The sequence below is a fragment of the Paracoccus sp. MC1854 genome (assembly GCF_014164635.1).
GTDB lineage: Bacteria > Pseudomonadota > Alphaproteobacteria > Rhodobacterales > Rhodobacteraceae > Paracoccus.
This window is the reverse complement of sequence record NZ_JACJFU010000014.1, coordinates 17472-40587: the sequence shown is the minus strand read 5'-3', so window position 1 is coordinate 40587 and position 23116 is coordinate 17472. Positions and strand designations below refer to the sequence as shown.

24 protein-coding genes and 1 pseudogene are annotated in these 23116 nt (G+C 67.3%); 11 read left to right on the top strand and 14 right to left on the bottom strand.

Going from position 1 to position 23116, the window contains the following annotated elements; translation table 11 throughout:
- Positions 1-107: 107 nt before the first annotated feature.
- The 3 genes from H5395_RS11880 to H5395_RS11870 are packed head-to-tail and all read left to right on the top strand — an operon-like array spanning position 108 to position 2271.
- Positions 108-1289: a bifunctional 2-C-methyl-D-erythritol 4-phosphate cytidylyltransferase/2-C-methyl-D-erythritol 2,4-cyclodiphosphate synthase gene (locus H5395_RS11880; RefSeq protein WP_182792793.1), complete on the top strand. Its 1182-nt coding sequence runs from the start codon at positions 108-110 to the stop codon at positions 1287-1289.
- The gene (locus tag H5395_RS11875) at positions 1289-1777 is read left to right on the top strand and encodes a phosphatidylglycerophosphatase A (protein ID WP_182792816.1); all 489 of its coding nucleotides are present in this window, start codon (positions 1289-1291) and stop codon (positions 1775-1777) included. The genes H5395_RS11880 and H5395_RS11875 overlap by 1 nt, the downstream gene beginning before the upstream one ends.
- On the top strand, positions 1777-2271 hold the full coding sequence (locus H5395_RS11870; RefSeq protein ID WP_182792792.1) for a CinA family protein: 495 nt from the start codon (positions 1777-1779) through the stop codon (positions 2269-2271). Before H5395_RS11875 ends, H5395_RS11870 begins: the two co-directional genes overlap by 1 nt.
- Before the next feature lie 3 nt (positions 2272-2274).
- On the opposite strand, the gene H5395_RS11865 is transcribed toward H5395_RS11870, so the two are convergent.
- The 8 genes from H5395_RS11865 to H5395_RS11830 all read right to left on the bottom strand — a co-directional run bounded on the left by H5395_RS11865 (position 2275) and on the right by H5395_RS11830 (position 8804).
- Positions 2275-3306 (bottom strand): low specificity L-threonine aldolase, encoded by a 1032-nt coding sequence (locus tag H5395_RS11865; RefSeq protein ID WP_182792791.1) that lies wholly within the window; start codon positions 3304-3306, stop codon positions 2275-2277.
- Positions 3303-3743: a YcgN family cysteine cluster protein gene (locus H5395_RS11860; protein ID WP_182792790.1), complete on the bottom strand. Its 441-nt coding sequence runs from the start codon at positions 3741-3743 to the stop codon at positions 3303-3305. The genes H5395_RS11865 and H5395_RS11860 overlap by 4 nt, the downstream gene beginning before the upstream one ends.
- Positions 3743-4687 carry a bifunctional riboflavin kinase/FAD synthetase gene (locus H5395_RS11855; RefSeq protein ID WP_182792815.1) on the bottom strand — a complete coding sequence of 315 codons (945 nt, stop codon included), beginning with the start codon at positions 4685-4687 and terminating at the stop codon, positions 3743-3745. The genes H5395_RS11860 and H5395_RS11855 overlap by 1 nt, the downstream gene beginning before the upstream one ends.
- Before the next feature lie 52 nt (positions 4688-4739).
- Positions 4740-5183 carry a MaoC family dehydratase gene (locus H5395_RS11850; RefSeq protein ID WP_182792789.1) on the bottom strand — a complete coding sequence of 148 codons (444 nt, stop codon included), beginning with the start codon at positions 5181-5183 and terminating at the stop codon, positions 4740-4742.
- Between the two features lie 100 nt (positions 5184-5283).
- On the bottom strand, positions 5284-6147 hold the full coding sequence (locus H5395_RS11845; RefSeq protein ID WP_182792788.1) for a TIGR01459 family HAD-type hydrolase: 864 nt from the start codon (positions 6145-6147) through the stop codon (positions 5284-5286).
- Positions 6148-6226: 79 nt separating this feature from the next.
- Positions 6227-7144, bottom strand: coding sequence for a manganese-dependent inorganic pyrophosphatase (locus H5395_RS11840; RefSeq protein WP_182792787.1), 918 nt, complete (start codon positions 7142-7144; stop codon positions 6227-6229).
- Positions 7145-7398: 254 nt separating this feature from the next.
- A complete protein-coding gene (locus H5395_RS11835; protein ID WP_182792786.1) occupies positions 7399-7740 on the bottom strand; it encodes a nuclear transport factor 2 family protein in 342 nt (113 codons plus the stop codon).
- Positions 7737-8804 carry a TraB/GumN family protein gene (locus H5395_RS11830; protein WP_182792785.1) on the bottom strand — a complete coding sequence of 356 codons (1068 nt, stop codon included), beginning with the start codon at positions 8802-8804 and terminating at the stop codon, positions 7737-7739. The genes H5395_RS11835 and H5395_RS11830 overlap by 4 nt, the downstream gene beginning before the upstream one ends.
- Before the next feature lie 171 nt (positions 8805-8975).
- On the opposite strand from H5395_RS11830, the gene groES reads away from it, so the two are divergent.
- The 3 genes from groES (at position 8976) to H5395_RS11815 (ending at position 12094) form a co-directional block, all read left to right on the top strand.
- A complete protein-coding gene (groES, locus tag H5395_RS11825) occupies positions 8976-9263 on the top strand; it encodes a co-chaperone GroES (protein ID WP_182792784.1) in 288 nt (95 codons plus the stop codon).
- A gap of 43 nt (positions 9264-9306) precedes the next feature.
- Entirely contained in the window at positions 9307-10950 is a 1644-nt protein-coding gene (groL, locus tag H5395_RS11820; RefSeq protein ID WP_182792783.1) for a chaperonin GroEL, read from the top strand.
- Positions 10951-11152: 202 nt separating this feature from the next.
- Positions 11153-12094: a glycosyltransferase family 2 protein gene (locus H5395_RS11815; RefSeq protein WP_182792782.1), complete on the top strand. Its 942-nt coding sequence runs from the start codon at positions 11153-11155 to the stop codon at positions 12092-12094.
- Positions 12095-12139: 45 nt separating this feature from the next.
- On the opposite strand, the gene H5395_RS11810 is transcribed toward H5395_RS11815, so the two are convergent.
- The 4 genes from H5395_RS11810 to H5395_RS11795 form a co-directional block, all read right to left on the bottom strand.
- Positions 12140-13672, bottom strand: coding sequence for a Ppx/GppA family phosphatase (locus H5395_RS11810; RefSeq protein ID WP_182792781.1), 1533 nt, complete (start codon positions 13670-13672; stop codon positions 12140-12142).
- A gap of 52 nt (positions 13673-13724) precedes the next feature.
- Complete coding sequence (locus tag H5395_RS11805; RefSeq protein ID WP_182792780.1) at positions 13725-15890, bottom strand: RNA degradosome polyphosphate kinase; 2166 nt, start codon at positions 15888-15890, stop codon at positions 13725-13727.
- A gap of 151 nt (positions 15891-16041) precedes the next feature.
- A complete protein-coding gene (locus tag H5395_RS11800; protein ID WP_182792779.1) occupies positions 16042-16731 on the bottom strand; it encodes a chromosomal replication initiator DnaA in 690 nt (229 codons plus the stop codon).
- Between the two features lie 5 nt (positions 16732-16736).
- Complete coding sequence (locus H5395_RS11795; protein WP_182792778.1) at positions 16737-18152, bottom strand: AI-2E family transporter; 1416 nt, start codon at positions 18150-18152, stop codon at positions 16737-16739.
- Positions 18153-18331: 179 nt separating this feature from the next.
- Between H5395_RS11795 and proS the strand changes: the two genes are divergently transcribed.
- The 5 genes and pseudogenes from proS to H5395_RS19490 form a co-directional block, all read left to right on the top strand.
- Positions 18332-19690 carry a proline--tRNA ligase gene (gene proS, locus H5395_RS11790; RefSeq protein ID WP_182792777.1) on the top strand — a complete coding sequence of 453 codons (1359 nt, stop codon included), beginning with the start codon at positions 18332-18334 and terminating at the stop codon, positions 19688-19690.
- Positions 19687-20175 (top strand): DUF2937 family protein, encoded by a 489-nt coding sequence (locus H5395_RS11785; protein ID WP_182792776.1) that lies wholly within the window; start codon positions 19687-19689, stop codon positions 20173-20175. The genes proS and H5395_RS11785 overlap by 4 nt, the downstream gene beginning before the upstream one ends.
- The gene (locus tag H5395_RS11780; RefSeq protein ID WP_182792775.1) at positions 20166-20726 is read left to right on the top strand and encodes a DUF1643 domain-containing protein; all 561 of its coding nucleotides are present in this window, start codon (positions 20166-20168) and stop codon (positions 20724-20726) included. Before H5395_RS11785 ends, H5395_RS11780 begins: the two co-directional genes overlap by 10 nt.
- A gap of 5 nt (positions 20727-20731) precedes the next feature.
- On the top strand, positions 20732-20896 hold the full coding sequence (locus H5395_RS11775; RefSeq protein ID WP_182792814.1) for a type II toxin-antitoxin system CcdA family antitoxin: 165 nt from the start codon (positions 20732-20734) through the stop codon (positions 20894-20896).
- A 57-nt stretch (positions 20897-20953) separates the two neighbouring features.
- A pseudogene (locus H5395_RS19490) lies at positions 20954-21172 on the top strand (CcdB family protein); the annotation flags it as partial.
- 57 nt (positions 21173-21229) lie between these two features.
- On the opposite strand, the gene miaB reads toward H5395_RS19490, so the two are convergent.
- Both miaB and H5395_RS11760 read right to left on the bottom strand, forming a co-directional pair.
- A complete protein-coding gene (gene miaB / locus H5395_RS11765; RefSeq protein ID WP_182792774.1) occupies positions 21230-22537 on the bottom strand; it encodes a tRNA (N6-isopentenyl adenosine(37)-C2)-methylthiotransferase MiaB in 1308 nt (435 codons plus the stop codon).
- 60 nt (positions 22538-22597) lie between these two features.
- Positions 22598-23044: a DUF2380 domain-containing protein gene (locus H5395_RS11760; protein ID WP_182792819.1), complete on the bottom strand. Its 447-nt coding sequence runs from the start codon at positions 23042-23044 to the stop codon at positions 22598-22600.
- Positions 23045-23116 lie beyond the last annotated feature (72 nt).

Below are 23116 nucleotides of genomic sequence, written 5' to 3'. Positions count from 1 at the left end.
TTCACACCCCCGGTCCCCCGTGGGGTATTTGATCCAGAAAGAAGTCCTGCTGGGCTGGAAATGGTGTTGCACTGGCCTTGGGACACCGGTCGCGCTAATCGGCTGGCATGAGTTCCGACACTGCTTCCCGCCCCGCCCTGCCCCACGACCGCATTGCCGTCCTGATCACTGCCGCCGGGCGGGGAACGCGCATGGGGGGCGCGATGCCGAAACAGTGGCTGGACCTTTCGGGTCGCAGCGTGCTGGCCTGCAGCATCGACGCATTCGCGGGCTTCGAGCGCATCGTCGTGACCGTCCATCCCGAGGACATGGACCGCGCCATCGCCGAGCATGGCGGGCGCGTCACGCTGGTCGCGGGTGCCGAGTCGCGGTCCGGCAGCGTCCGCGCGGGGCTTGAGGCGCTGGAAGGGTCGGGCATCTCTCATGTCCTGATTCATGACGGCGCGCGGCCTCTGGTCACGCCGGCCACGATCCGCGCAGTCGTTGACGCGCTGGCCGAGGGCGCCGAGGCCGCTGCTCCCGGCCTTGCAGTCACCGATGCGCTGTGGCGCGGGGATGCTGCCACCGTCACCGGCTTTGCCGACCGCACGGGCCTGTTCCGGGCGCAGACGCCACAGGGGTTTTCGCTGCCGGTGATCCTTGCCGCTTATTGTGCAGCAGCCGGGGGCGCGGCGGACGATGTGGAGCTGGTGCAGAGGCAGGGGGTTGCCGTCCGCATCGTTCCGGGGGACGAAGACAACCTCAAGATCACATGGCCGGGCGACATGGAGCGCGCCGGGCGGATACTGCGGATGCGGGGGAACGACATGGATGTGCGGCTTGGCAATGGTTACGACGTCCACGCCTTCGGGCCGGGCGACCATGTCTGGCTGTGCGGGGTGAAGGTGCCGCATGACAAGGGCCTCATGGGCCATTCCGATGCCGATGTGGGCATGCACGCGCTGACGGATGCCATCTATGGCGCGCTGGCGCAGGGCGACATCGGGCGGCACTTTCCGCCCTCGGACCCGCAATGGAAGGGCGCGGCCAGCGAGATCTTCCTGCGCCATGCCGCCGAGCTTGCGCGGGGGATGGGCTATCGCCTCGGCAATGCCGATGTGACGCTGGTCTGCGAGCGGCCGAAGATCGGCCCGCACGCCACCGCCATGCAGGCGCAGCTGGCCGAAATCATGGGGGTCGAGGCCGACCGTGTCAGCGTCAAGGCCACCACCTCGGAACGGCTGGGCTTCACCGGGCGCGAGGAAGGCATCGCCTCGATCGCCACAGCAACGCTGATCCGAGAGGGATGATGGAACGGCAGATCGCTACCGGCTTCGGTATCGGATACCTGCGCCCCGCCCCCGGGACCTGGGCCTCGGCCGCGACGCTTGTGCTTGGCTACGCGCTGCACCGGCTGGGGCATTTTCCGCTGGTCGCGCTGGGCACGGTGCTGGTGATCGGCCTGGGCTTCTGGGCCGTCAACAAGGCTACCGCCGAGCTTGAGATCAAGGACGAAAGCGCCATCGTCATCGACGAGGTCGCCGGCCAGATGATCGCGCTTTGCGCCACCTCGGCTGGGTTCTGGTTTGCCGGGATGCCCGCCAGCGTCTTTCCCTGGCCCGCTTATGTCGTGCCCTTCCTGTTCTTCCGCCTGTTCGACATCTGGAAGCCCTGGATCATCGGCCGCGCCGACCGCCGCAGCGACGCGGCGGGGGTGATGCTGGACGACATCTGGGCCGGTATCTTCGCCGCCGTGGCCTCGATCCTCGCGGCGGGCCTTTCGCATGGAGTGATGTGATGGACAACGAGCCGACCAAAAGCCTCAAGGACCTTGCTGCCCGCGTCCTGAAGGCGGCCGAGGCGAAAGGGGTGATGCTGGCGACGGCCGAAAGCTGCACCGGCGGGCTGGTGACGGCGGCGCTGACCGATATTCCGGGATCGTCCGGGGCGCTGGATCGCGGCTTCATCACCTATTCCAATCAGGCCAAGCACGAGATGCTGGGTGTGAGCGCGCAGTCCATCGACGCCCATGGTGCGGTCAGCCCCGAAGTCGCGGCCGAGATGGCGAAAGGCGCGCGCGAACGTTCCGCAGCCGATATCGCCGTATCGATCACCGGCGTCGCCGGACCCGGCGGAACCGAGAAGAAGCCCGAAGGCCGTGTCTGCTTCGGCATCGCCGACGATAACGGTGTGCGGACCGAGATTGTGGACTTCGGCCCGCTGGGTCGTGACGGCGTGCGCCACGCCTCGACCGCCCATGCGCTGAAGCTGTTGATCAAGGCGCTGGGCTGAGGGCTAGAGCGTCCCCAGCAGCGCGCTGACTTCTTCCTCCATGGTGGCCCAGCTTGTCACCAGCCGGATCGTTCCCGCAGCCTCGTCGTCCTCGGCCACGGGCCAGTCCGCCGCACGCAGTCCTGCGGCGCGCAGGCGGGCGGTCAGGTTGCGCGGCAGACGGATGAAGATCTCGTTCGCCTCGACGGCGACCTGCGGTTGGAACCCCGCCGCCCGCAGGCCAGAGGCGAGTTCCGCCGCCGCCGCATTGGCGTGGCGGGCGAGGTCCAGCCACAACCCGCCGTCCAGCCATGCCAGCATCTGCGCGGCAAGGAAACGGTGCTTGGACCACAGGTGCCCCGCCCGCATCCGGCGGAAGGAAAAATCGCGGGCATGGTCGGGATCGAAGAACACCACGGCCTCCAGCGCGAGGCAGCCGTTCTTGGTCGCCCCCAACGACAGCGCATCGACGCCCGCCCGCCAGGTCAGGTCGGCGGGTGTCGCACCTGTCGCCGCCACGGCGTTGGAAAAGCGCGCGCCGTCCATGTGGACGGCCAGCCCGGCGTCCCGCGCGACCGCAGCCAGCGCGGACAGGCCCGAGGCATCGTGGACGGTGCCCCATTCGGTCGCGTTGGTGATCGACAGGACGGCGTTCCTGCCGTCATGCTCGTCCTCCTGCGGATAGTCCGCAAGCCGCGCAGCCACCGTCTGGGGGGTCATCCGGCCTGCCCCGCCCTCTACCAGCGCAAGCTGCGCGCCGCCGGCCATCCATGCGGGGGCGCCGGATTCCGAGGTCTCGATATGCGCGGTCCTGTGGCAGAAAATGCGGCCCCAGGGCGGGCAGAGTTGCGCCAGCGCAAGGGCATTCGCGCCGGTGCCGGTGCCCAGAAGGAAGACGGCGGCATCCGGGGCCTCAAGCACCTCGCGCAGCCGCTCGGCAGCACGTTCGGTCAGCGGGTCGCGGCCATAGGACGGGGCGGTCCCCTCATTGGCGGCGGCCAGCGCCTGCATGATGCGGGGATGGACGCCCGAGGCGTTGTCCGAGCCGAAATTCATGACAGATCCCCGATGACGTAGCGGTCCCATTCCTCTTCCGGGACGTCCAGTTCGCTGACGGTGCGGCCGCGCACCGAGACCCCGGCGCGATGGACCGCCTCGGGGTCGCCCGAGATCAGGTGGTGCCAAGGGTAAAGCGGCCTGCCCTCGGCCCGCAGGCGATAGGCACAGGTGGCGGGCAGCCACCATGAGATCTCGGCCAGCTTGTCCGGCGTCAGCACCACGCAGTCGGGCACATAATCGTGGCGGTTCGGGTAGGAGGAGCAGCGGCAGCTTTCCCCGTCCAGCAATCGGCAGGCGACGCAGGTGAAATCGAGGCTGCCGTCATCCTCGTATTCGATCTTGTTCAGGCAGCACTTGCCGCAGCCATCGCAGAGCGATTCCCACTCGGCGGCGCTGAGTTGATCCAGCGGCAGTTCCCAGAAGCGCGCGCGCATCAGGCGGCCGAAAGGATGCGGCGGGCCTGGTCCTCATCCTTGCGCATCTGGGAGATCAGCGCCTCCAGCCCCTCGAACCTGGCCTCGGGGCGGAGGTAATCGACCAGCGCGACCGAAAGATGGCGGCCGTAAAGGTCGCCGTCAAAGTCGAAGATATAGGTTTCCAGGTTGGGCGCGTTCTCGCCGAACATGGGGCGCACCCCCAGCGAGGCCACGCCGCGGTAATTGCCCTTGTCCGGTCCGTCCAGCACGTCCACCAGCACCGCATAGACGCCCAGCTTGGGCAGGTGCAACCCATCGACGGCAAGGTTCGCGGTGGGGTAGCCGAGTTCGCGGCCACGCTTGGCGCCATGCAGAACCTTGCCCTCGATCCGGTGCCAGTGGCCGAGCATCCGCTCGGCGTCGCGGGGGCGGCCCTCGGCCAGCGCCGCGCGGATCGCGGTCGAACTGGTGGCGGCGGCGTCGATTTCCAGCAGCGGCACGGCGGTGACGCCGAAGCCGAGGCGCCGACCGGCCTCGGCCAGCGTGCGGACATCACCAGCGCGGCCGCGGCCATAGCGGAAATCCTCGCCCACGGCGACATGGGTGACGCCAAGCCCCTCGGCCAGCACCTCGCGGGCGAAGTCCTCAGGGGTCAGACTGGCGAGCGTCGGGCCGAAAGGTAGTTCGTAAAGCTGGCTGACGCCGTAACGGGCAAGGCGGTTGGCGCGGGCCTCGGCGTTCATCAGGCGGAAGGGCAGTTCCTCGCGGCCTTTGAGGTGGGCGAAATATTCGCGCGGATGGGGTTCAAAGGTGACGATGCCCAGCGGCGCATCGGGCCGCGCGCCGCGCGCGGCATCGATCACGGCGCGGTGGCCGCGATGGACGCCGTCGAAATTGCCCATGGCCACGGTCGCACCCCGGGCGGCGGCGGGAAGGCCGCGCCAGTCGCGGTGGATGTGCATCGGCGGGTTCTGCATGGGCCCCCATGTCCGGGCCATGCCTTGGCCGGATCGGTCAGTCGAACTTGCGGGACGGCGCCAGAACCACCGCCTCGCCTTTCAGCACGACCGTATCGCCGACGAGGCAGCGCGTGGCAAGGGTGACGCGGCGCTTCGCATGGTCGATGCCTTCCACCTGCACCTCGGCCCGCACCATGTCGCCGGGGCGGACAGGCCCCATGAACTTCAGCGTCTGGCCCAGATAGACGGTGCCGTGGCCGGGAAGCTGTTCCCCGATCACCGCGGAAATCAGCCCCGCCGTCAGCATCCCGTGGGCGATCCGTCCCTCGAAGATCGTGTCGCGGGCATAGGCCTCGTCCAGATGCACCGGGTTCCGGTCGGTCGAGACCTGCGCGAACATCTCGATGTCCTGGTCCGTCACCTGCTTGAGCAGGTGGCGCATCATCCCGATCTCGAGATCCTCGATGACGATGGTGCCGCGTGGCTGGTTGTCGAGCATGTCCATGATCCCCTGCTGCATTGCAGCGTAGCAAAAGCCTTGGCATCGAGCAATAATACGAAAGTTCAATGCGCGGCAGGGAACGATTATTGCCGCAGCGTCACCGCAGCCTGCCGATGGCATAGGTGGGCGAGATCGCCTGTTCTTCCAGCCATTGCAGCATCCGTTTGGAATCGGGGCGCTCCACGTCCGCACCCATGTGCTCGGCGGCGAGGCCCCCGGTGACGAACAGCGAATCGATGCCTTGGTTCACGGCGCCGGCGATGTCGGTGCCGATGCCGTCGCCGATGGCGAGCGCCGGAACCTCGGGGCCGATGCCGAGGTGACGCCGGGCGAGGTCGTAGATCGGCGCGTGGGGCTTGCCGAAATACAGCGACTCGCCGCCCATGTCCTCATAAAGCGCAGCCAGCGCCCCGGCGCAGTAAAGCCGCTGCTCGCCGTAATCCACGACGAGGTCGGGATTGGCGCAAAGCAGCGGCAGGTTGCGGGCGCGGGCCTGTTCCAGACGCTCGCGGTAATCCTCGGGCGTCTCGGTCATGTCATCGTAGGGGCCGGTGACGACGATGCCCTCTGCCTCGTCCAGCGGCACGCGGGTGATTTCGGCGACACGCGGATCGTCCGTTTCGGTGAAGAAGCCGATGTCGCGATCGGGGCCGACATGCCAGACGCGGGCGCCGACGCGGCCCGAGAACATCGCATCCTGCGCCGCATCGCCCGAGGTCACGATGTCGTCCCAGGCATCATCCGGCACGCCAAGGCGCGCGATCTGCTCGGCCACCAGCGGGCGCGGGCGGGGGGCATTGGTCACAAGCGCGACGCGTCCGCCCTGGCGGCGATAGGCCTGAAGGGCAGCGATGGCAGCAGGATAGGCCTCGCGACCGTTATGGACGCAGCCCCACAGGTCGCAGAACAGCACGCCATAGTCGCCGCCGATCTCGGCGAGGTTCTTGATGATGCGGGTCACGTCCCTGCCCTTTCGCTGGCCTTCGGAAATGCGAGGGGCCGGGAATCGCCCCGGCCCCCATGGTCGTTCATTGCCCGGCTCAGACCTTGAGCGCAGGGATGATCTGCTTCTTGCGGCTCATGATGCCGGGCAGGACGACGGTGTCGCCCTCGACCGGGACGCCGAACGATGCCTCGGCCACACGGCGGACAAAGTCGTTGGGGACCAGCAGGGTGGCTTCCTCGTTCAGGATGTCCACGACGAACAGCATCACCTGGTCGGCGCCGTCCTCGGCCGCGACACCGGGCATGGCGGCCATCAGCCGGTCCTTGCGGTCCAGCAGCACCTGCGGCGCGGTGGTTTCCAGCACGGAAATCCGCATCTGCTTGCCGTCCACCATGTATTCCTTGCTGTCCATCTTCAGCAGCGCCGCGTCCGAGAAGGAGGAGACGTCGGATTTCGCAGTGAACATCTCGGTCGCAAAGGACGGGATCGCAATGTCGAGGTCCTTGGCCAGCTTTTCGGCGACCCTGCGGTCATGCGGCGTGGTGGTGGGCGAGCGGAATTCCAGCGTGTCGGACAGGATGCAGGTCAGCATCAGGCCCTTGACCCAGCGCGGCGCGCGGTCGAGGTCGGCGCCGATCAGATCGTGCATGATCGTCGCAGTGCAGGCCAGCGGGCGGATGGTGATGTTGATCGGCGTGCGGGTGGTGATGCCGCCGGCCAGCAGGTGGTGGTCGATGATCTCGATCACCTCGGCCTCGGCCAGCGAGGCGGGCAGTTCGGCCGGGTTGTTGGTGTCCACGATCACGCAGCGGTCGCCCGCGGCCACGTCGTCGATGATCTCGGGCATCTCGACGCCCCACTTGCCCAGCATCCACACGGCTTCCGTGTTGGGCATCCCCTGCAGCACCGCCTTGGCCGGGGTCTTGCGGGCCTCGGAAAGATACCAGGCCCAGATCAGGGGCGAGCCGGTCGAGTCGGTGTCGGGGGCCTTGTGGCCGAAAACCTGGATCATGGAGCATCCCTTCATGGCGGAGTCGCGGCGGCTTATAGGTGCGGGGAGGCCTGTTGTGAAGCAGAACCGCCGCGCAGGCGGCAGCGCCGGACCGGGGGCCAGCCCCCGGACCCCCGGGATACTTGCACGAAGAAGATGGGCGCAGATGGCGATGCGTTGGCGCTGGCCGCCGGAGAATCCGTGCGGCTAGCGGCCCATCGTGGCGGGTTCGGGATGGCATGCCGCCCCTGCGAGGGCGTGAAGCGGCGCGGGGCCTACCCGGTGATCGTCGTCTGCTGATGCTGGATCATCTGCCAGTCGTCCTTCTGCCGCACCCAGGTCGAGCTGCACAGCGCCTCGGTGTCGCCGTTCTTGCCATTCGCCGTGACGCGATAGGCTAGGACGACGCAATCCTCGGTCTCGACCATGCGGCGGTCGGTCAGCCGCGCGGCGGTCCAGCGGCGGCCGGCGTCAAGCCAGGTCCGGACCTCGCCGCCCTGCATCAGCCCCTTTGGGAAAACCATCACGCAGGAGGGATGCATCCGGCGCCACGCCTCGGCGGCCCCCATGGTCCACAAGGCTTCCTCGTCGGCCCAGCGGTTGTCGGTCCTGCTCATTCCCTGTCCCCTGTAATCGTCCAGCCATCGCGTTTCAGAAGCCGCAGCACCCCGGTCTCGCCCGGAAGGTGCAGCGCTCCGAAGGCCGCGACGACCGGCCTGCCCTCTGCCGCGGCCTTGTCCGCCGCCTGCGTCAACGGCTCGATCCACGATCTGTTCCGCTCGGTCATCAGCCGCGCTTCGGCAAGCTGCAACTGGCGGTCCACGGCCTCGCGCGGCAGGCCCGAGTCGTAGGCATCCAGCCGCCCGTATTCCCAGATCGCCCAGATGTCGCCACGGAAATAGGCTTCGAGCGTCGTCGCGGCATAGTCATCGGCCAGTTGCGCCGCGGGCAACGCGGCGCGGATCATGTCCAGCTCCTCTTCGGGCGTCAGGTCGCGGAAGATGCCGAAGACGGTGTCCCAGGGTTCCAGCGCAAGGATGGGCGTGCCGCTGTCCTCGGCGACCTCGATCAGCCGATGGTCGAGGCCCTCGCCACCATCCCCAGATTGCGCGGCCTCGATCATGCAGGGGGACAGCCCCAGCATCATCGCGACATACCAGGGCCGCAGGCGGCTGACCATGATCGCGGGCAGGCCACGCGCGGCCATGGCGGCGCTGAGTTCCCGCCATTCGGCATCGTCCATCCGCTCGGGCAGCGTCGGGCCATCGGCATCCACCATCAGCGACGGGTCGTCGGCCAGCGCGGCGGTCAGGCGGCGTTCCTCGTCTGGCCCCGCCTCGACCAGCAGCGCGCCTGCGTCTTCGATCAAGGGGCGCATGGCGGTCACCGTCGGATCGTGGCGCGGGTCGCCGAAGTGATAGGTGCCGACGATCTCGATCACCGCGTCACCCCTGGTCGCGCGGTAGCGGATGCCCTGCGCATAGGGGGTCGCCGCCACGGCCTCGGCGATCTGCGCCTGCCGTTCGGCGGGAAGATCCGCCATCAGGTCGGCGCCGGTGCAGAGGGGCGCATCCGTCCCGCTGGCGCGGCCGGGATCGGTCAGCGCATGGCCCGGGCCGGTGGCCAGCAGCAGGGCGGCAGCGGCCACCATTGGCGCAAGCAGGCGGGTGACAAGGTTCATGGGCGGTTTCCTTTCATTCCCGATGCCATCTAGGCACAGGGACCCGGCCGTCCCAACCCGTGCATCCACGGGTTGACACCCTCGTGAGGCTGGCCTATCTCGACGCCATTGGCACTCGGCTGGTCTGAGTGCCAACAACACACTGCAACCTGAAATATCGGAGTGTTCACGATGACATTCAAACCGCTGCACGACCGCGTGCTGGTCCGCCGCGTCGAGTCGGAAGAAAAGACCAAGGGCGGCCTGATCATCCCCGACACCGCCAAGGAAAAGCCCGCCGAGGGCGAGATCGTCGCCGTGGGCGAAGGCGCCCGCAAGGATTCGGGCGAGTTGATCGCACCGGCGGTCAAGGCCGGCGACCGTATCCTGTTCGGCAAGTGGTCGGGCACCGAAGTGACGCTGGACGGCGAAGAGCTGCTCATCATGAAGGAAAGCGACATCCTCGGGATCATCGGCTGATCCCTGACGGCATCGCTTCAACCCTCAGACAAGGAACGAATAAATGGCTGGTAAAGAAGTCAAGTTCAGCACCGACGCGCGCGATCGGATGCTGAAGGGCGTGAACATTCTCGCCGATGCGGTCAAGGTGACGCTGGGTCCGAAGGGCCGCAACGTGATCCTGGACAAGTCGTTTGGCGCACCGCGCATCACCAAGGACGGCGTCACCGTCGCCAAGGAAATCGAACTGACCGACAAGTTCGAGAACATGGGCGCGCAGATGGTCCGCGAAGTGGCCTCGCGCACTAATGACGAGGCGGGCGACGGCACCACCACCGCGACAGTCCTGGCCCAGGCGATCATCAAGGAAGGTCTGAAGGCCGTCGCCGCCGGCATGAACCCGATGGACCTCAAGCGCGGCATCGACCTGGCCGTGACCAAGGTCGTGGAATCGATCAAGTCGGCCTCGCGCCCCGTGTCCGACAGCGCCGAAGTGGCCCAGGTCGGCACCATCTCGGCCAACGGCGAAGCCTTCATCGGCGAGCAGATCGCCCAGGCGATGCAGCGCGTCGGCAACGAGGGTGTCATCACCGTCGAAGAAAACAAGGGGATGGAGACCGAGGTCGAAGTCGTCGAAGGGATGCAGTTCGACCGCGGCTACCTGTCGCCCTATTTCGTGACCAACCCCGAAAAGATGGTCGCGGAACTGGAAGACGGCCTGATCCTGCTGCACGAAAAGAAGCTGTCCTCGCTGCAGCCGATGGTCCCGCTGCTGGAAGCCGTGATCCAGTCGGGCAAGCCGCTGCTGATCGTGGCTGAGGACATCGAGGGCGAGGCGCTGGCCACGCTGGTCGTCAACCGCCTGCGCGGTGGCCTGAAGGTCGCGGCCGTCAAGGCGCCGGGCTTCGGCGATCGCCGCAAGGCCATGCTGCAGGACATCGCGATCCTGACCGGCGGTCAGGTGATCTCGGAAGACCTCGGCATGAAGCTTGAGAATGTCGGCATCGACATGCTCGGCCGCGCCAAGCGGATCACGATCAACAAGGACAACACCACCATCATCGACGGTGCCGGTGAAAAGTCCGAGATTGAGGCCCGCGTTTCCCAGATCCGCCAGCAGATCGAGGAAACCACCTCGGACTACGACAAGGAAAAGCTGCAGGAGCGTGTTGCCAAGCTGGCCGGCGGCGTGGCCGTGATCCGCGTCGGCGGCATGACCGAGATCGAGGTGAAGGAGCGCAAGGACCGCGTCGATGACGCGCTGAACGCCACCCGCGCCGCGGTGCAGGAAGGCATCGTCGTCGGCGGCGGCGTGGCCCTGGTTCAGGGCGCCAAGACGCTGGAAGGACTGGAAGGCGAGAACTCCGATCAGAACGCCGGCATCGCCATCGTCCGCCGGGCGCTTGAGGCTCCGATGCGCCAGATCGCGGAAAACGCCGGCGTCGACGGCGCCGTGGTCGCGGGCAAGGTGCGTGAATCGGATGACAAGTCCTTCGGCTTCAACGCGCAGACCGAGGAATATGGCGACATGTTCAAGTTCGGCGTGATCGACCCCGCGAAGGTCGTCCGCACCGCGCTGGAAGACGCCGCCTCGGTCGCGGGCCTGCTGATCACCACCGAAGCCATGATCGCCGAGAAGCCCGAGCCGAAGTCGGCGGCCGGTGCCGGCGGCGGCATGGGCGGCATGGGCGGCATGGACATGATGTGATCCGCTGATAAAGCGGAAGAAGACCAGAGGGCGCCTGCGGGCGCCCTTTGTGTTTGCCCGAGCCATGAAAAGGCACATTATCCTGCAGGGTACGAGGAAACCGGAAACCAAGCCCCGGGTTCATGCATTTATCCGCTACTTTACAGAGTTCACACCCTGGCTGCAAAACAGCAGGGTTCAGGATGTTGGTTGATTGTCTGCCATGGATTTGACTGTTCTGTTCTCGACGCACAACGGTGCGGATGTGCTGCCTTTCGTTCTGGATGCGTATGCCCGTCAAAGCTGCGACTGCACCTGGAACATGGTTGTCGTGAACAATGCCAGCACCGATGAAACAGCGGAATGCCTTCGCAGCTATTCTTCACGCTTGCCTCTGACCGTCATCAATCATCCGGTGCCAGGGAAGAATGGTGCGCTGAATGCGGCTTTGCCGAAGCTTGAAGGATCGCTGATCGTTGTCACGGATGACGACGCGATTCCGGCCCCTGATCTTCTAAATCAGTGGGCGCGTATTGCGAAGGCCCAGCCCGATTTCGACCTGTTCGGCGGCCAGGTCGATCTGCTGTTCCAGAAGGAGCCCCCGGCGTGGATGCTCGAGTCCCGCTTCCATTTCGCGGAGTTGTTTGCCGCCTGCAACCACATGGAAGGCCCGATCGACGCGGGCGACATCTTCGGTCCCAACATGGCCGTTCGCCGGGCCGTGTTCGACAAGGGGATCACCTTCAACGAGGCCATCGGCCCCAATGCGAACAACAGGACCTACCCCATGGGCAGCGAAACCGAATTCTGCCTGCGCCTTGAGTCCTTGGGATACAGGTCCTTCTTTGCGTCAGGCCCGCGTGTCCAGCACATTGTCCGCCCGCATCAGGTTTCTCCGTCGTTCTGGAACTTTCGCGCCTATCGGCATGGACTCGGCGTCGGGCTGCGCGAACGCATGGAAAGAAGCGAGCACATCATTCCTCTCAGGAGGCGTCTGCCGAGCGTGGTCCTGGGCAGATTGAGACAGGCAAAAGGATACCTGGCTTTCAGATCCTCGTTGGCAGATACGTTCGATGCCCATGAAGGGCTGTGGAACTACCACTGGCACCGTGGCTATACCGATGCCAGAGGACATCCCCGGATCGAGGAAATTCACGCTGCCTGAAACCGCAATCGTCCTGCCTTCGGCAGAACGGCCCGCAGCATGGTTTCAGTTGACCACCGCCTCGACACCCATTCCCGCCGCAAGCGCCTTCAGCCGGGCCTCGGCGACCTCGGCCATCAGGTTGCGGCCGGTGCGGGTCAGGGTCAGTGTCAGGGTCCCGGCCTCGCGGTCCAGCGTCAACGTCCCCGCCTCGGCGGGTTCGCCGATGGCAAACATCGCGCCGAAGCGCATGGCGCGACCCAAGGTTTCCGCGTCGCGGATCTCCTCGTCGCTGAGCAGCTTCAGCAGCGGCGCCATCGGCGACGTGCCGACGGCGCGCCCGTTCTTGTAGCGGTTCAGCAGCGCCAGCCCCAGGAACACACGCTCGGGGTGCGACAGCGCAGCAAGGTTCGAGCGCGTCACGTTGTCGAAGCACGCCTCGGCCCGGTAGTCGGGATGCGCCCGCCAGCTCGTGTCGTGCAGGTGGCAGGCCGCGCGGACGAGGCGGTGACGCTCGGGCGGGGCGCCCTCGAACAAGGGCGACAGGAACTGGTGAAGCTTCTTGCCCGTGCCGGGGATGCGGGACATCTGCCGCTCGGTGAAGCGGGCGGCCTCGATCAGCGGGTCGCGCCGGCGGATGCTGTCGGACATCTGTTCGTAAAGCAGCCCCTCGCGGATGCCATATGAACTGACAGCGATCTCGCGCGGCTGGAACGTCTGGACAAGCTGGCGCAGCACCTGCACCGCCAGGGGCACCAGTTCCAGGCGGGACGCCGAAATCCCGGTCAGCGCCTTCAGCTCGGACAGGTTCATGCGGGCGATGAACTTGGCCGTGGCCGCCACGGCGTCGGGCGTCATGCGGTATTCGTGCAGCACCGTCATGGGATAGCCGCGCCGTTCCATGTCCAGACGCGCGATCGCCCGCCACGATCCGCCGACCAGGTAGATCAGTTCGTGGTCGGCGCCCACGGCCTCGACCAGCCCCTCCATCACCGTCTCGATATGGCGCTTGAGGCCCTTGGCCTCGACCTGCTGCAACCGGAAGGGACCCAGCGGGGACGACGCGCGGCGTCCCACGGTGCCATTGCCGACCTCTGCCACCTCCATCGAGTTGCCGCCGATGTCGCAGACAAGCCCGCGGGCGTTGGGCCAACCCAGCAGCACGCCCTGGGCGGACAGGCGCGCTTCCTCCGTGCCCTCGATCACCACCAGCTTCAGGCCGGTCTGGCGGGTGACGGCGCGGTGAAAGGCGGGGCCGTCCTCGGCCTCGCGCACGGCGGCAGTGGCAACGCAGGTCAGATCCTCGATCCCCATCCCGCGGGCCAGCGCCGCGAACCGCTTGAGCGCGGCCATCCCTCGGACCACGCCCTCGGGGTTCAGCCGGCCGGTCGTGGCAAGCCCCTGCCCCAGCCCGGCCATGACCTTCTCGTTGTAGAAATAGGCGGGACTGCGGGCGGCGCCGTCGAAGACGACAAGGCGGATCGAGTTCGACCCCACATCCACGACCCCGACCCGCTTCAATTCGCGCGCCGAGCGGATGGGCAATCCCTGCTTGCCGAAGGGGGAAGGTTTCTGGCCGGGGGCGGTCGTCACGTTCATCGGTCTTCTCACTGGCTGGCGACGGGACGACAGGCCCGGCCGCGGTCGAGGTTCACTCGCTGGCGTGGGTCAGGGCCGGCACGTCTCCTGCCCCAGCCGTGCCCCGCCCCGACAGGGAGGGGTTTTCCATGAAGAAGCGGTGACAGTTGAACAGGTCGTCACGATCCTCGGGAAGATGACGCAGATAGCGGCCATCTGGTTGCAACAGCCAGCTCTGCGCCTCGTCGGCCATGTTGGCGGCCATGATCTGGCTGGTGATCTGGGCCTTGACCGTGTCGTTCATGCATTCGACCAGGGTTTCCACCCGGCGGGACAGGTTTCGGGCCATCCAGTCGGCCGAACTGATGAAGACCCGCGCCTTGCGCGAGGGCAGCCCGTGGCCGTTGCCGAAGCAGACGATGCGGCTGTGTTCCAGGAAGCGCCCGACGATGGACTTGACCCGGATGTTTTCCGACAGCCCCGCGATGCCGGGCCTGACGCCGCAGATGCCGCGGATCACGAGGTTGATCTTCACGCCCGCGTTGGATGCGGCGTAAAGAGCGTCGATCACGTCCTTCTCGATCAGGCTGTTCATCTTGGCCCAGATCTCGGCCGGGCGGCCACGGCGGGCGAATTCGGCCTCGCGCCCGATCAGGTCAATCAGCGTCGATTTCAGGTCGATGGGGCTGATGGCGAGGTTTTCCAGCCCCTCGGGCTGGACGTAGCCCGACAGGAAGTTGAAGACCTTGGCCGCATCGCGACCCAGCGCCGGGTCGCAGGTGAACAGCGACAGGTCGGTATAGATGCGCGCGGTGATCGGGTGATAATTGCCTGTCCCGTAATGGGTATAGGTCACCAGCCGCTCGCCCTCGCGTCGGACCACGCTGGAAATCTTGGCGTGGGTCTTCATCTGCATGAAGCCATAGACGACATGGGCGCCCGACCGTTCCAGCCGCCGCGACTGGCGGATGTTCGCGGCCTCGTCGAAGCGGGCCTTGAGCTCGACCAGCGCGGTGACGGATTTGCCGCTTTCGGCCGCCTCGCACAGCGCGTCCACGATCGGGCTGTCGCGGCTGGTGCGGTAAAGCGTCTGCTTGATCGCCACCACATCCGGGTCGCGCGCCGCCTGGTTCAGGAAGCGGATGACCATGTCGAAGGTCTCGTAGGGGTGGTGCAGCAGCATGTCCTTTTGCCGGATCGCGGCGAACATGTCGCCGTCGTGGTCCTGCACCCGTTCCGGCACCCGCGGCGTGAACGAGGGCCATTGCAGGTCGCGGCGGCTGTCCAGCACCAGTTCGCGCACATCGGCCATGCCCAGCAGGCCCTCGACCTCGACCATCTCATCGGACCCGACGTCCAGTTCCTGCATGATGGTGCGGCGCAGGCGGTCGGGCGAGCCGGCGGTGATCTTCAGGCGGATCACCTCGCCGCGTCGGCGGCGTTTCAGCGCCGTCTCGAACTCGCGCACGAGGTCCTCGGCCTCCTCCTCGACCTCGAGGTCACTATCGCGCAGAACCCGGAAGCCACAATGGCCAATGTCGCGATAGCCGGGGAACAGGCGCGACAGGTGCATCAGCAGCAGGTCTTCCAACCGCAGGAAGCGCTGCCCGCCCGGCAGGGGGATGAACCGCTTGAGCTGGCCCGGAATCGGCAGAAGCGCCTGCATCTGCTGCCCGTCGGATTCGCGGGCAAGTTCCAGCGCAAGGCTGAAGCCGGCATTCGGGATGAAGGGAAAGGGATGCGCCGGATCGACCGCCATGGGCGTCAGCACCGGAAACACCTGTTCGATGAAATGCTGGCGCAGGAAGGCGGCCTCGGCACGGGTGACGCGGGACCGCGACAGGATGACGATTCCCGCGCGCTCCATCTCGCGGCGCAGCTTGTTCCAGACGGTCTGCTGCGCGCCCATCAGGCGGCGGGCGTCGGCGTTGATCAGGCTCAACTGCTCGGCCGGCGTCAATCCGTCGTCCGAGGGCGTGGCGTTCCCCTCGCGCACAAGTTCCATCAGCCCAGCGACGCGGACGGTATAGAACTCGTCAAGGTTGGTGGCCGAGATCGACAGGAACCGCAGCCGTTCCAAGAGCGGCACGCGCGGGTTCCTCGCCTCGTCCAGCACCCGCCAGTTGAAGCTGAGCCAGCTCATTTCCCGGTTGAAGAAGCGGGCAGGCCCGGTCGGCGGCCCGTCCGGCAGGGCGCGCGCCGGCGGGAACGGGCATTTCAGGAAGTCAGCCTGGGTCATGAAACGATCACGCGGCAAGGATCAAGCAACCGCCCGACTTGTGGCCCCCATGCGTCCCGCTGTCAAACGGATGCGGCCCGGCATCTCAAGGCCTTGTGCTTCTTTCCGGGTCGGACATCCCGGGGAAAACCCCCGCTGCGACCGCGCAGCCTCAGGCAAGGCCGCCGTTCAGCCGCTCCAGCGCCGCCATCGCCAGCGGCCGCGTCACTGCCCGCCCTTCGGACAAGGCGGCGCGGTCGATCTCGGCCACGAGGCGGCGGGCAAGGCCCAAGTCCCGGTCCATGTGGCGCACCAGCGCCTCGACGACACCCGGTCCGGGCGACAACTGGCGGTCGGCGAACAGCTTGACCAGCACGGCAGTCAGCAGCGGCTCGTCCGGGCGTTCCAGCCGCACCAGCGCGGTCGAGGCCATGCGCGAGGCAAGATCGGGCAGCGCCAGCCCCCAGTCGCGGGGTGGCGTCCGTGCCGTGATCAGCAGCAGCGCCCCCCGCTCGGCGGAAAGGTTCCACAGGTGGAACAGCGCAAGCTCTGCCCCCGCCGCGCCCCCTGCGCGATGGGCGTCCTCGACCACCAGCGCGCCGTCCTGTCCCACCAGCGTATCCGCGATCTCGGGCCGCAGGGCCGAGGCGCGGACCCGCTGCGCCCCGTTCTCGGCCGCCCAGAAGGCCGCGAGATGCGACTTGCCCGAGGCCTCGGGCCCGACCAGCAGCAACCGGCCCTGCGGCCAGTCGCGCGGGCGGTCCAGCAGCGCCATGGCCTCGGCATTGGCGGGTGCGGGTAGGAAATCCGCCCGCGACAGGGCGGGGGGCGTCCGCAGATCAAGCGTCAGTTGCCGCGCCACCCCGCTCAGCCCTTCCGTCCTTCCTCGATCATCTCGGCGGCGGTGCGGGGCGCGCGTCGCTCCTCCGGCTCCTGCGGGTCGGTGCCGTCCTCGGTGCGCCCGCCCCAGGTCCGCACGCGGGGGTTCGGTTGCCCGGTGCCCATCACAGGCGGCGCGTCGGGCCATTTCACCTCGACCTCGGCGACGGCGACCTTGGCATGATCCTCCTCGGCGGCCTCGATGGCGATAATGGCGGCCTCGTCGCGGGCCGATTCGATGCGGGCGTCGCGCATGGCCTCCCGGTGGGTGCGCTGCTGGCTCTCTACCCGGTGCGCGACGGTGCCGCGCGGCACAAGCTCGACCAGCGTGGGCGTGGGCACGGGGGCCGGCGCCTCGGCCCCCGTGTAAAGCGGGCTGACCTTGTAGCGATCGACCGAGTAGCGCACGATCACCCCCAACGCCGCGCCCAGCGGCACCGCGACCAGCAGCCCGACGAAGCCGAAGAGCGTGCCGAAGACGCTGAGCGCCAGCATCAGCCAGACCGGGTGCAGCCCGACATGGCCACCCACGATCTTGGGCTGCAGGTAGTTGCCTTCCAGCATCTGCCCCGCGACGAAGATGCCCGCCACCGCGATGATCCTCGCCGGTTCCCCCCAGAAGGTGAACAGCGCGACCCCGATGGACATGACGCCACCCAGCAGCGTGCCCACATAGGGAATGAAGGACAGCGAAGCCGCCGAGACCCCGATCACAATGCCGAAGGGCAGTTGAACGATCGCCAGCCCCACCGAATAGAACACCGCGAGGATCAGGATGACGACCGCCTGCCCCCGCACGAAGCCCGAGATGCTGTCATTGATCTGCCCGAAGATGCCGCGCAGCGTGTCCAGATGCGGGCGCGGCAGCAGCGCGTCGATGCGGCGCACCATCCGGTCCCAGTCCAGCAGCATGTAGAAGGCCACGACCGGCGAGATCACCATGACCATGACGAAGCCGATCACCCCGTTGAGCGAGCCCATCACCGTGCCGACGATCATGCCCATGCTGGCCGCCAGCGTCTCGCGCCCCCGCTCGATCGCGGTGTCGATGAAGCCGCCGTCCGGCAGCAGCTGCGGAAAGCGGCGCTGCACCAGTTCCTGCAGGCGGTCGATCATCGCGGGGGCGGTCTCGACCAGTTGCGTGCCCTGCCGGATCAGCAGCGGCACCAGCCAGACCAGCGCAGCAGCCAGCGCCAGCACCACGATGGCGGTGATCAGCACAACCGCCAGCACCCGCGACAGCCCCGCCCGTTCCAGCCGGTCCGCCACGGGATCAAGAAAATAGGCGATGGCCATGCCCAGCAGGAAGGGCATGATCGCGCCGCCCAGCACCCAGAGGACCAGCGCGAGGATCAGCGCCACCGCGCTCCACCAGATGGCCTGCTTGCTGCCGGCAAACCGCATTGCGAAACGCTCCGTTCCCGGCCGGGGTGCGGCCATGGTGCCTGCGGGAAAGCCCCGCCCGTGATCTTCTTTGTCGCGTCCCGCCCAGCGGCGCAAGCACGCTTGCGCCCGGCCGCGACCGTTGCCCCGCGCGGGGTGATCCGCTAACCCGGCGCCTGAACTCGCCAAAGGTCAATCCCATGCGTCTGTCGCGCTATTTCCTGCCCGTCCTGAAAGAGAACCCTTCCGAGGCGCAGATCGTTAGCCACCGGCTGATGCTGCGCGCGGGCATGATCAAGCAGCAGTCGGCGGGCATCTATTCCTGGCTGCCGCTGGGCCTGAAGGTCCTGCGCCGGGTCGAGCAGATCGTGCACGAGGAACAGCAGCGCGCGGGCCATATCCCTGTCCTGATGCCCACGCTGCAACCCGCCGACCTGTGGCGCGAATCCGGCCGCTATGACGATTACGGCGAGGAGATGCTGCGCGTCACCGACCGCCACAAGCGCGAAATGCTGTATGGCCCCACCAACGAGGAGATGATCACCGACATCTTCCGCGGCCATGTCAACAGCTACAAGGACCTGCCGCTGACGCTGTACCAGATCCAGTGGAAGTTCCGCGACGAGATCCGCCCCCGCTTCGGCGTCATGCGGGGCCGCGAGTTCCTGATGAAGGACGGCTACAACTTCGACCTGACGCGCGAGGACGCGCTGCACGCCTATAACCGGCACCTCGTCAGCTACCTGCGGACCTATGAACGCATGGGCCTGCAGGCCATCCCGATGCGGGCGGACAGCGGCCCCATCGGCGGCGAGAACACGCACGAGTTCCTCGTGCTGGCGGAAACCGGCGAATCCGAGGTCTTCTACGACAGCCAGATCACCGACCTTACCTTTGGCAATCGGCAGATCGACTATGACGACAAGGCCGCCTGTGCCGCCGTGCTGGAGGAGTTCACCAGCCGCTACGCCCGCACCGACGAGACCCATGACGAGGCGCTGTTCGCCGAAGTCCCCGAGGAACGCCGCAAGTCCGCCCGCGGCATCGAGGTCGGCCAGATCTTCTACTTCGGCACCAAGTATTCCGAACCGATGGGCGCCACGGTCGTGGGTCCCGACGGGCAGCGCGTGCCCGTCCACATGGGCTCGCACGGTATCGGCGTTTCCCGCCTGCTGGGCGCGATCATCGAGGCCAGCCACGACGACCGCGGCATCATCTGGCCCGAGGGCGTGACGCCCTTCCACGTCGGGCTGGTCAATCTCAAGCAGGGCGACGCATCCACCGACAGCGCCTGCGAGGCGCTGGAGCGGGAACTTTCCGCAAGGGGTCTTGAGGTGCTGTATGACGACCGCGACGAGCGCGCGGGCGCCAAGTTCGCCACCATGGACCTGATCGGCCTGCCCTGGCGGATCACCGTCGGCCCGCGCGGTCTGGCGAACAACGTGGTCGAACTGACCAACCGCCGCACGGGCGAGTCGGCCGAAATATCGGCCTCGGAAGCCGTGTCCCGCTTGGCCGACATCTACGCCCCCATCCTCGCGGCGGCCTACAAGCCGTGAGCGGGCTGTTCCGCCTGTTGATGGCGCTGGCCTTCGCGCTGGCGCTGTCGCAGTTCCCGGCCTTCTCGGACCAGTATGTCCAGCGGCTGGGCGGCCAGGCGGACGCCCTGCGCCAGGTCGCGGCCGAGTTCGACACCAGCGCCGACCGCGCCGGTCTGACCCGGCAAGCGGCGCTGGAGCAGATCGCAGGGTCCGCATTCCTCGATTCGCACGGGCAGGACATGGGCCGGGTGTTCGTGCGGCTGGCCCGGATCGAAAGCGACCTTGACCTTCTGCGCGCGGCCTCGCCGTTGGAACGCATCGCCCTGCCCCACCGGATGCGCGACACCGAGACGCTGGCCGCGACTTGGGGCGACTTTCGCCCGGCGGTGCCGCTGACGGCGGCCGGTTTCTGGGCGACCGGCTTCGGCTTCCTGCTGGGCTGGTTACTTGCCGGGCTGGTGCTGCTGCCGTTCCGCCGGAGCGAGCAGGAAGCATGGCGCTGATCCGCCGCCATCAGGCTGGCGGGGTCGAGTCCGAAGCGGTGTTCTCGGATTGCGAACGCTACCGCTATGCCCTTACGCGGGCCTGGGATGCGGCGCTGCCGCGGCTGGTCTGGGTGATGCTGAACCCCTCGACCGCCGACGAGCGCCGCAACGATCCCACCATCGCCCGCTGCGAGGCGCGGAGCCGCGCGATGGGCTGCGGCGCCTACCGGATCGTGAACCTCTACGCCTTCCGCGCGACCTATCCGAAGGATCTGCGCACCGCGGTCGATCCGGTTGGCGAAGGGAACGACGCCGCCCTGCAGGATGCGGCGGCGTGGGCGCGTCGGGTCATCTGCGGCTGGGGGATGCACGCCGCGCCGGATCGCGCGCAGGCGGCGCTGGCACTGTTCCGTCGCGCGGGGGCCGAACCGCTGCACCTCGGCCTGACCAAGGCAGGCCAGCCGCGCCATCCGCTGCATCTGGCCTACACAGTGGCGCCGCAGCCCTTCGCCGCCGATTCACAGGCGCCAGCGGGGCGCGCATCCTTCATGCGCATGACCCCGAGGTGAACCCAATGCGCGCCCGCCTGAACCTGACCGTCGAGGACTCTGTCGTCCACGAGGCCCGCGACTACGGCCTGAACCTGTCCCGCATCGCCGAGGACGCGCTGCGCCACGCCGTCAAGCTGGAACGCAACCGCCGCTGGGTCGAGGAGAACCGCGAGGCGCTTGCGGCCTAGGCCCGCGACGTCGAGGAGCATGGGCTTCCGCTTGAAAAATACCGGATGTTCTGAACCTTGGCGCAGTTCGACATCCACCGCCTGCCCGACGGGCTGCATGTCGTGGACGTGCAGACGGATCTGATCGACCTGCCGCAATCGCGCCTTGTCGCGCCGATGTTCCGGGTGGATGAACGCGCGACGCTTGCGCAGTTGACGCCGGTGATCCTGTTCGACGGCCGGACATGGATGGTCCGCATCCCGCAGATGTCGGTGATGCGGCCCCGCGATTGGATCGGCCACGCCGTGGCGCGACGAAATCTTCCCCGCCATCGACATCCTGACCCAAGGGTTCTAGGCCAGCTCGCCCTCCAGCGAGTTCGAGGCGCTGGCCTTGATCCGCACCTGCACCAGATCGCCCACCTGTGCCTGAGGCGCATGGACGAAGACGGAATGCAGGTAGTCCGACTTGCCGACCAGTTGCCCCGGCATCCGGCCCGGCTTCTCGAACAGCACGCTCAGCGTCCGACCGACCATCGAGACCTGCGCCGCCTTCTGCTGGCGGTCCAGCAACGCCTGCAGTTCCTGCAGTCGCGCATTTGCCACGGCATCCTCGACCAGCGGGCGGTCGAAGGCGGGGGTGCCGGGACGCGGGGAATACTTGAAGCTGAAGGCGGTGCCGAAGCCCACCTGTTCCACCAGCCACAGGGTCGCGGCGTGGTCCTCTTCCATTTCGCCGGGGAAGCCCACGATGAAGTCCGAGGTCAGCATGATGTCGGGCCGCGCCGCGCGGATGCGGTCGATCAGGCGCAGATACTGATCCGCCGTGTGCTTGCGGTTCATCGCCTTGAGAATGCGGTCCGACCCGGATTGCACGGGCAAGTGCAGGTAAGGCATCAGTTGCGGGATGTCGCGGTGCGCCTCGATCAGGTCGCCCCCCATGTCGTTCGGATGACTGGTCGTATAGCGGATGCGGTCAAGGCCCTCGATCCCGGCGATGCGGCGGATCAGGGTGCCGAAGCCCTCGCCCGCATCACCGTGCCAGCCGTTGACGTTCTGGCCCAGCAGGGTGATCTCGCGCACCCCACGCGCCACCAGGTCGCGGGCTTCGGACAGGATGCGCTCGGCCGGACGGCTGACCTCGACCCCGCGCGTATAAGGGACGACGCAGAAGGCGCAGAACTTGTCGCAGCCCTCCTGCACGGTCAGGAAGGCTGCCGGCGCCCGGCGGGTCGCGGCGCGCGGCGGCAGGTGGTCGAACTTGTCTTCGGCCGGGAAGTCGGTGTCGACGGCGGGCGCATCGCCCCGCGCCATCGCGGGCAGGCGGTGATAGGCCTGCGGACCCACGACCAGATCGACCAGCGGCATCCGGCGGATGATTTCCTCGCCCTCGGCCTGCGCCACGCATCCCGCGACGCCGATCTTCAGGTCGGGCCGCGCGCCCTTCAGGGGTTTCAGCCGCCCGAGGTCGGAATACAGCTTTTCGGCTGCTTTCTCGCGGATGTGGCAGGTGTTCAGCAGCACCATGTCCGCATCCTCGGGGCGGTCGGTCTGGACATAGCCTTCCGCACCCATGGCCTCGACCATGCGCTGGCTGTCATAGACGTTCATCTGGCAGCCGTAGGTCTTGATGAACAGCCGCTTTGGGGTCTGGTCGGTCATGGCGCGCTTTCCGTGGAACCCGGGCCATATAGCGCCTTGGGGCGGCAGGGGAAAGCGCCGCTATCCCGCGTCCCGCAGCTTGTCAGCAAGGAAATGCGCCGCTTTCTCCCAGGATTCGTCATTGTCGCCGCGGAAGCTGAGTTCGGTGTGCGTCACCAGCTTCTCGCCCTCCAGATCGACGAGGCTGGCGAAGGCCTGCAGGATCAGGGTGCTGGTCTTCTGCACGACGATGAACAGGCCCCGCTCGGCCCCTCGCTCGCGCAGGGCCGCGACAAGGCATTCTGTCGTCTCGCGCGGGCAGGCGGCGGCGATCTCCTCGCGGCTGACCAGCGCGGCCGAAAGCTCGTCGGCAAGGATGCTCTCCATCAGCGCCATGCGGCGGTCATGGTCCGCCTGCTGGTCCTGCACCTCGTGCGAGGTGTCCAGCATCTTGACCGGCGGGATCGCCAGGTCCTGCGCCATCAGCGGCATCGGCAGCAAGGCCAGAGCAAACAGAAGCTTCCGCATGGCATCCTCCATCCCTGCCCCTGCAGGATGATCCTGCGCACAAGGCTGCAACAGCCCGACCAATGTCCTAGA

What these genes read in the sequence shown, in the direction of transcription:
- H5395_RS11880 (WP_182792793.1), top strand. Translation starts at nt 108, where the DNA reads ATGAGTTCCGACACTGCTTCCCGCCCCGCCCTGCCCCACGACCGCATT.
- H5395_RS11875 (WP_182792816.1), top strand. Translation starts at nt 1,289, where the DNA reads ATGGAACGGCAGATCGCTACCGGCTTCGGTATCGGATACCTGCGCCCC.
- H5395_RS11870 (WP_182792792.1), top strand. Translation starts at nt 1,777, where the DNA reads ATGGACAACGAGCCGACCAAAAGCCTCAAGGACCTTGCTGCCCGCGTC.
- H5395_RS11865 (WP_182792791.1), bottom strand. Translation starts at nt 3,306, where the DNA reads ATGAATTTCGGCTCGGACAACGCCTCGGGCGTCCATCCCCGCATCATG.
- H5395_RS11860 (WP_182792790.1), bottom strand. Translation starts at nt 3,743, where the DNA reads ATGCGCGCGCGCTTCTGGGAACTGCCGCTGGATCAACTCAGCGCCGCC.
- H5395_RS11855 (WP_182792815.1), bottom strand. Translation starts at nt 4,687, where the DNA reads ATGCACATCCACCGCGACTGGCGCGGCCTTCCCGCCGCCGCCCGGGGT.
- H5395_RS11850 (WP_182792789.1), bottom strand. Translation starts at nt 5,183, where the DNA reads ATGCTCGACAACCAGCCACGCGGCACCATCGTCATCGAGGATCTCGAG.
- H5395_RS11840 (WP_182792787.1), bottom strand. Translation starts at nt 7,144, where the DNA reads ATGATCCAGGTTTTCGGCCACAAGGCCCCCGACACCGACTCGACCGGC.
- H5395_RS11835 (WP_182792786.1), bottom strand. Translation starts at nt 7,740, where the DNA reads ATGAGCAGGACCGACAACCGCTGGGCCGACGAGGAAGCCTTGTGGACC.
- H5395_RS11830 (WP_182792785.1), bottom strand. Translation starts at nt 8,804, where the DNA reads ATGAACCTTGTCACCCGCCTGCTTGCGCCAATGGTGGCCGCTGCCGCC.
- groES (WP_182792784.1), top strand. Translation starts at nt 8,976, where the DNA reads ATGACATTCAAACCGCTGCACGACCGCGTGCTGGTCCGCCGCGTCGAG.
- groL (WP_182792783.1), top strand. Translation starts at nt 9,307, where the DNA reads ATGGCTGGTAAAGAAGTCAAGTTCAGCACCGACGCGCGCGATCGGATG.
- H5395_RS11815 (WP_182792782.1), top strand. Translation starts at nt 11,153, where the DNA reads ATGGATTTGACTGTTCTGTTCTCGACGCACAACGGTGCGGATGTGCTG.
- H5395_RS11810 (WP_182792781.1), bottom strand. Translation starts at nt 13,672, where the DNA reads ATGAACGTGACGACCGCCCCCGGCCAGAAACCTTCCCCCTTCGGCAAG.
- H5395_RS11805 (WP_182792780.1), bottom strand. Translation starts at nt 15,890, where the DNA reads ATGACCCAGGCTGACTTCCTGAAATGCCCGTTCCCGCCGGCGCGCGCC.
- H5395_RS11795 (WP_182792778.1), bottom strand. Translation starts at nt 18,152, where the DNA reads ATGCGGTTTGCCGGCAGCAAGCAGGCCATCTGGTGGAGCGCGGTGGCG.
- proS (WP_182792777.1), top strand. Translation starts at nt 18,332, where the DNA reads ATGCGTCTGTCGCGCTATTTCCTGCCCGTCCTGAAAGAGAACCCTTCC.
- H5395_RS11780 (WP_182792775.1), top strand. Translation starts at nt 20,166, where the DNA reads ATGGCGCTGATCCGCCGCCATCAGGCTGGCGGGGTCGAGTCCGAAGCG.
- H5395_RS11775 (WP_182792814.1), top strand. Translation starts at nt 20,732, where the DNA reads ATGCGCGCCCGCCTGAACCTGACCGTCGAGGACTCTGTCGTCCACGAG.
- miaB (WP_182792774.1), bottom strand. Translation starts at nt 22,537, where the DNA reads ATGACCGACCAGACCCCAAAGCGGCTGTTCATCAAGACCTACGGCTGC.
- H5395_RS11760 (WP_182792819.1), bottom strand. Translation starts at nt 23,044, where the DNA reads ATGCGGAAGCTTCTGTTTGCTCTGGCCTTGCTGCCGATGCCGCTGATG.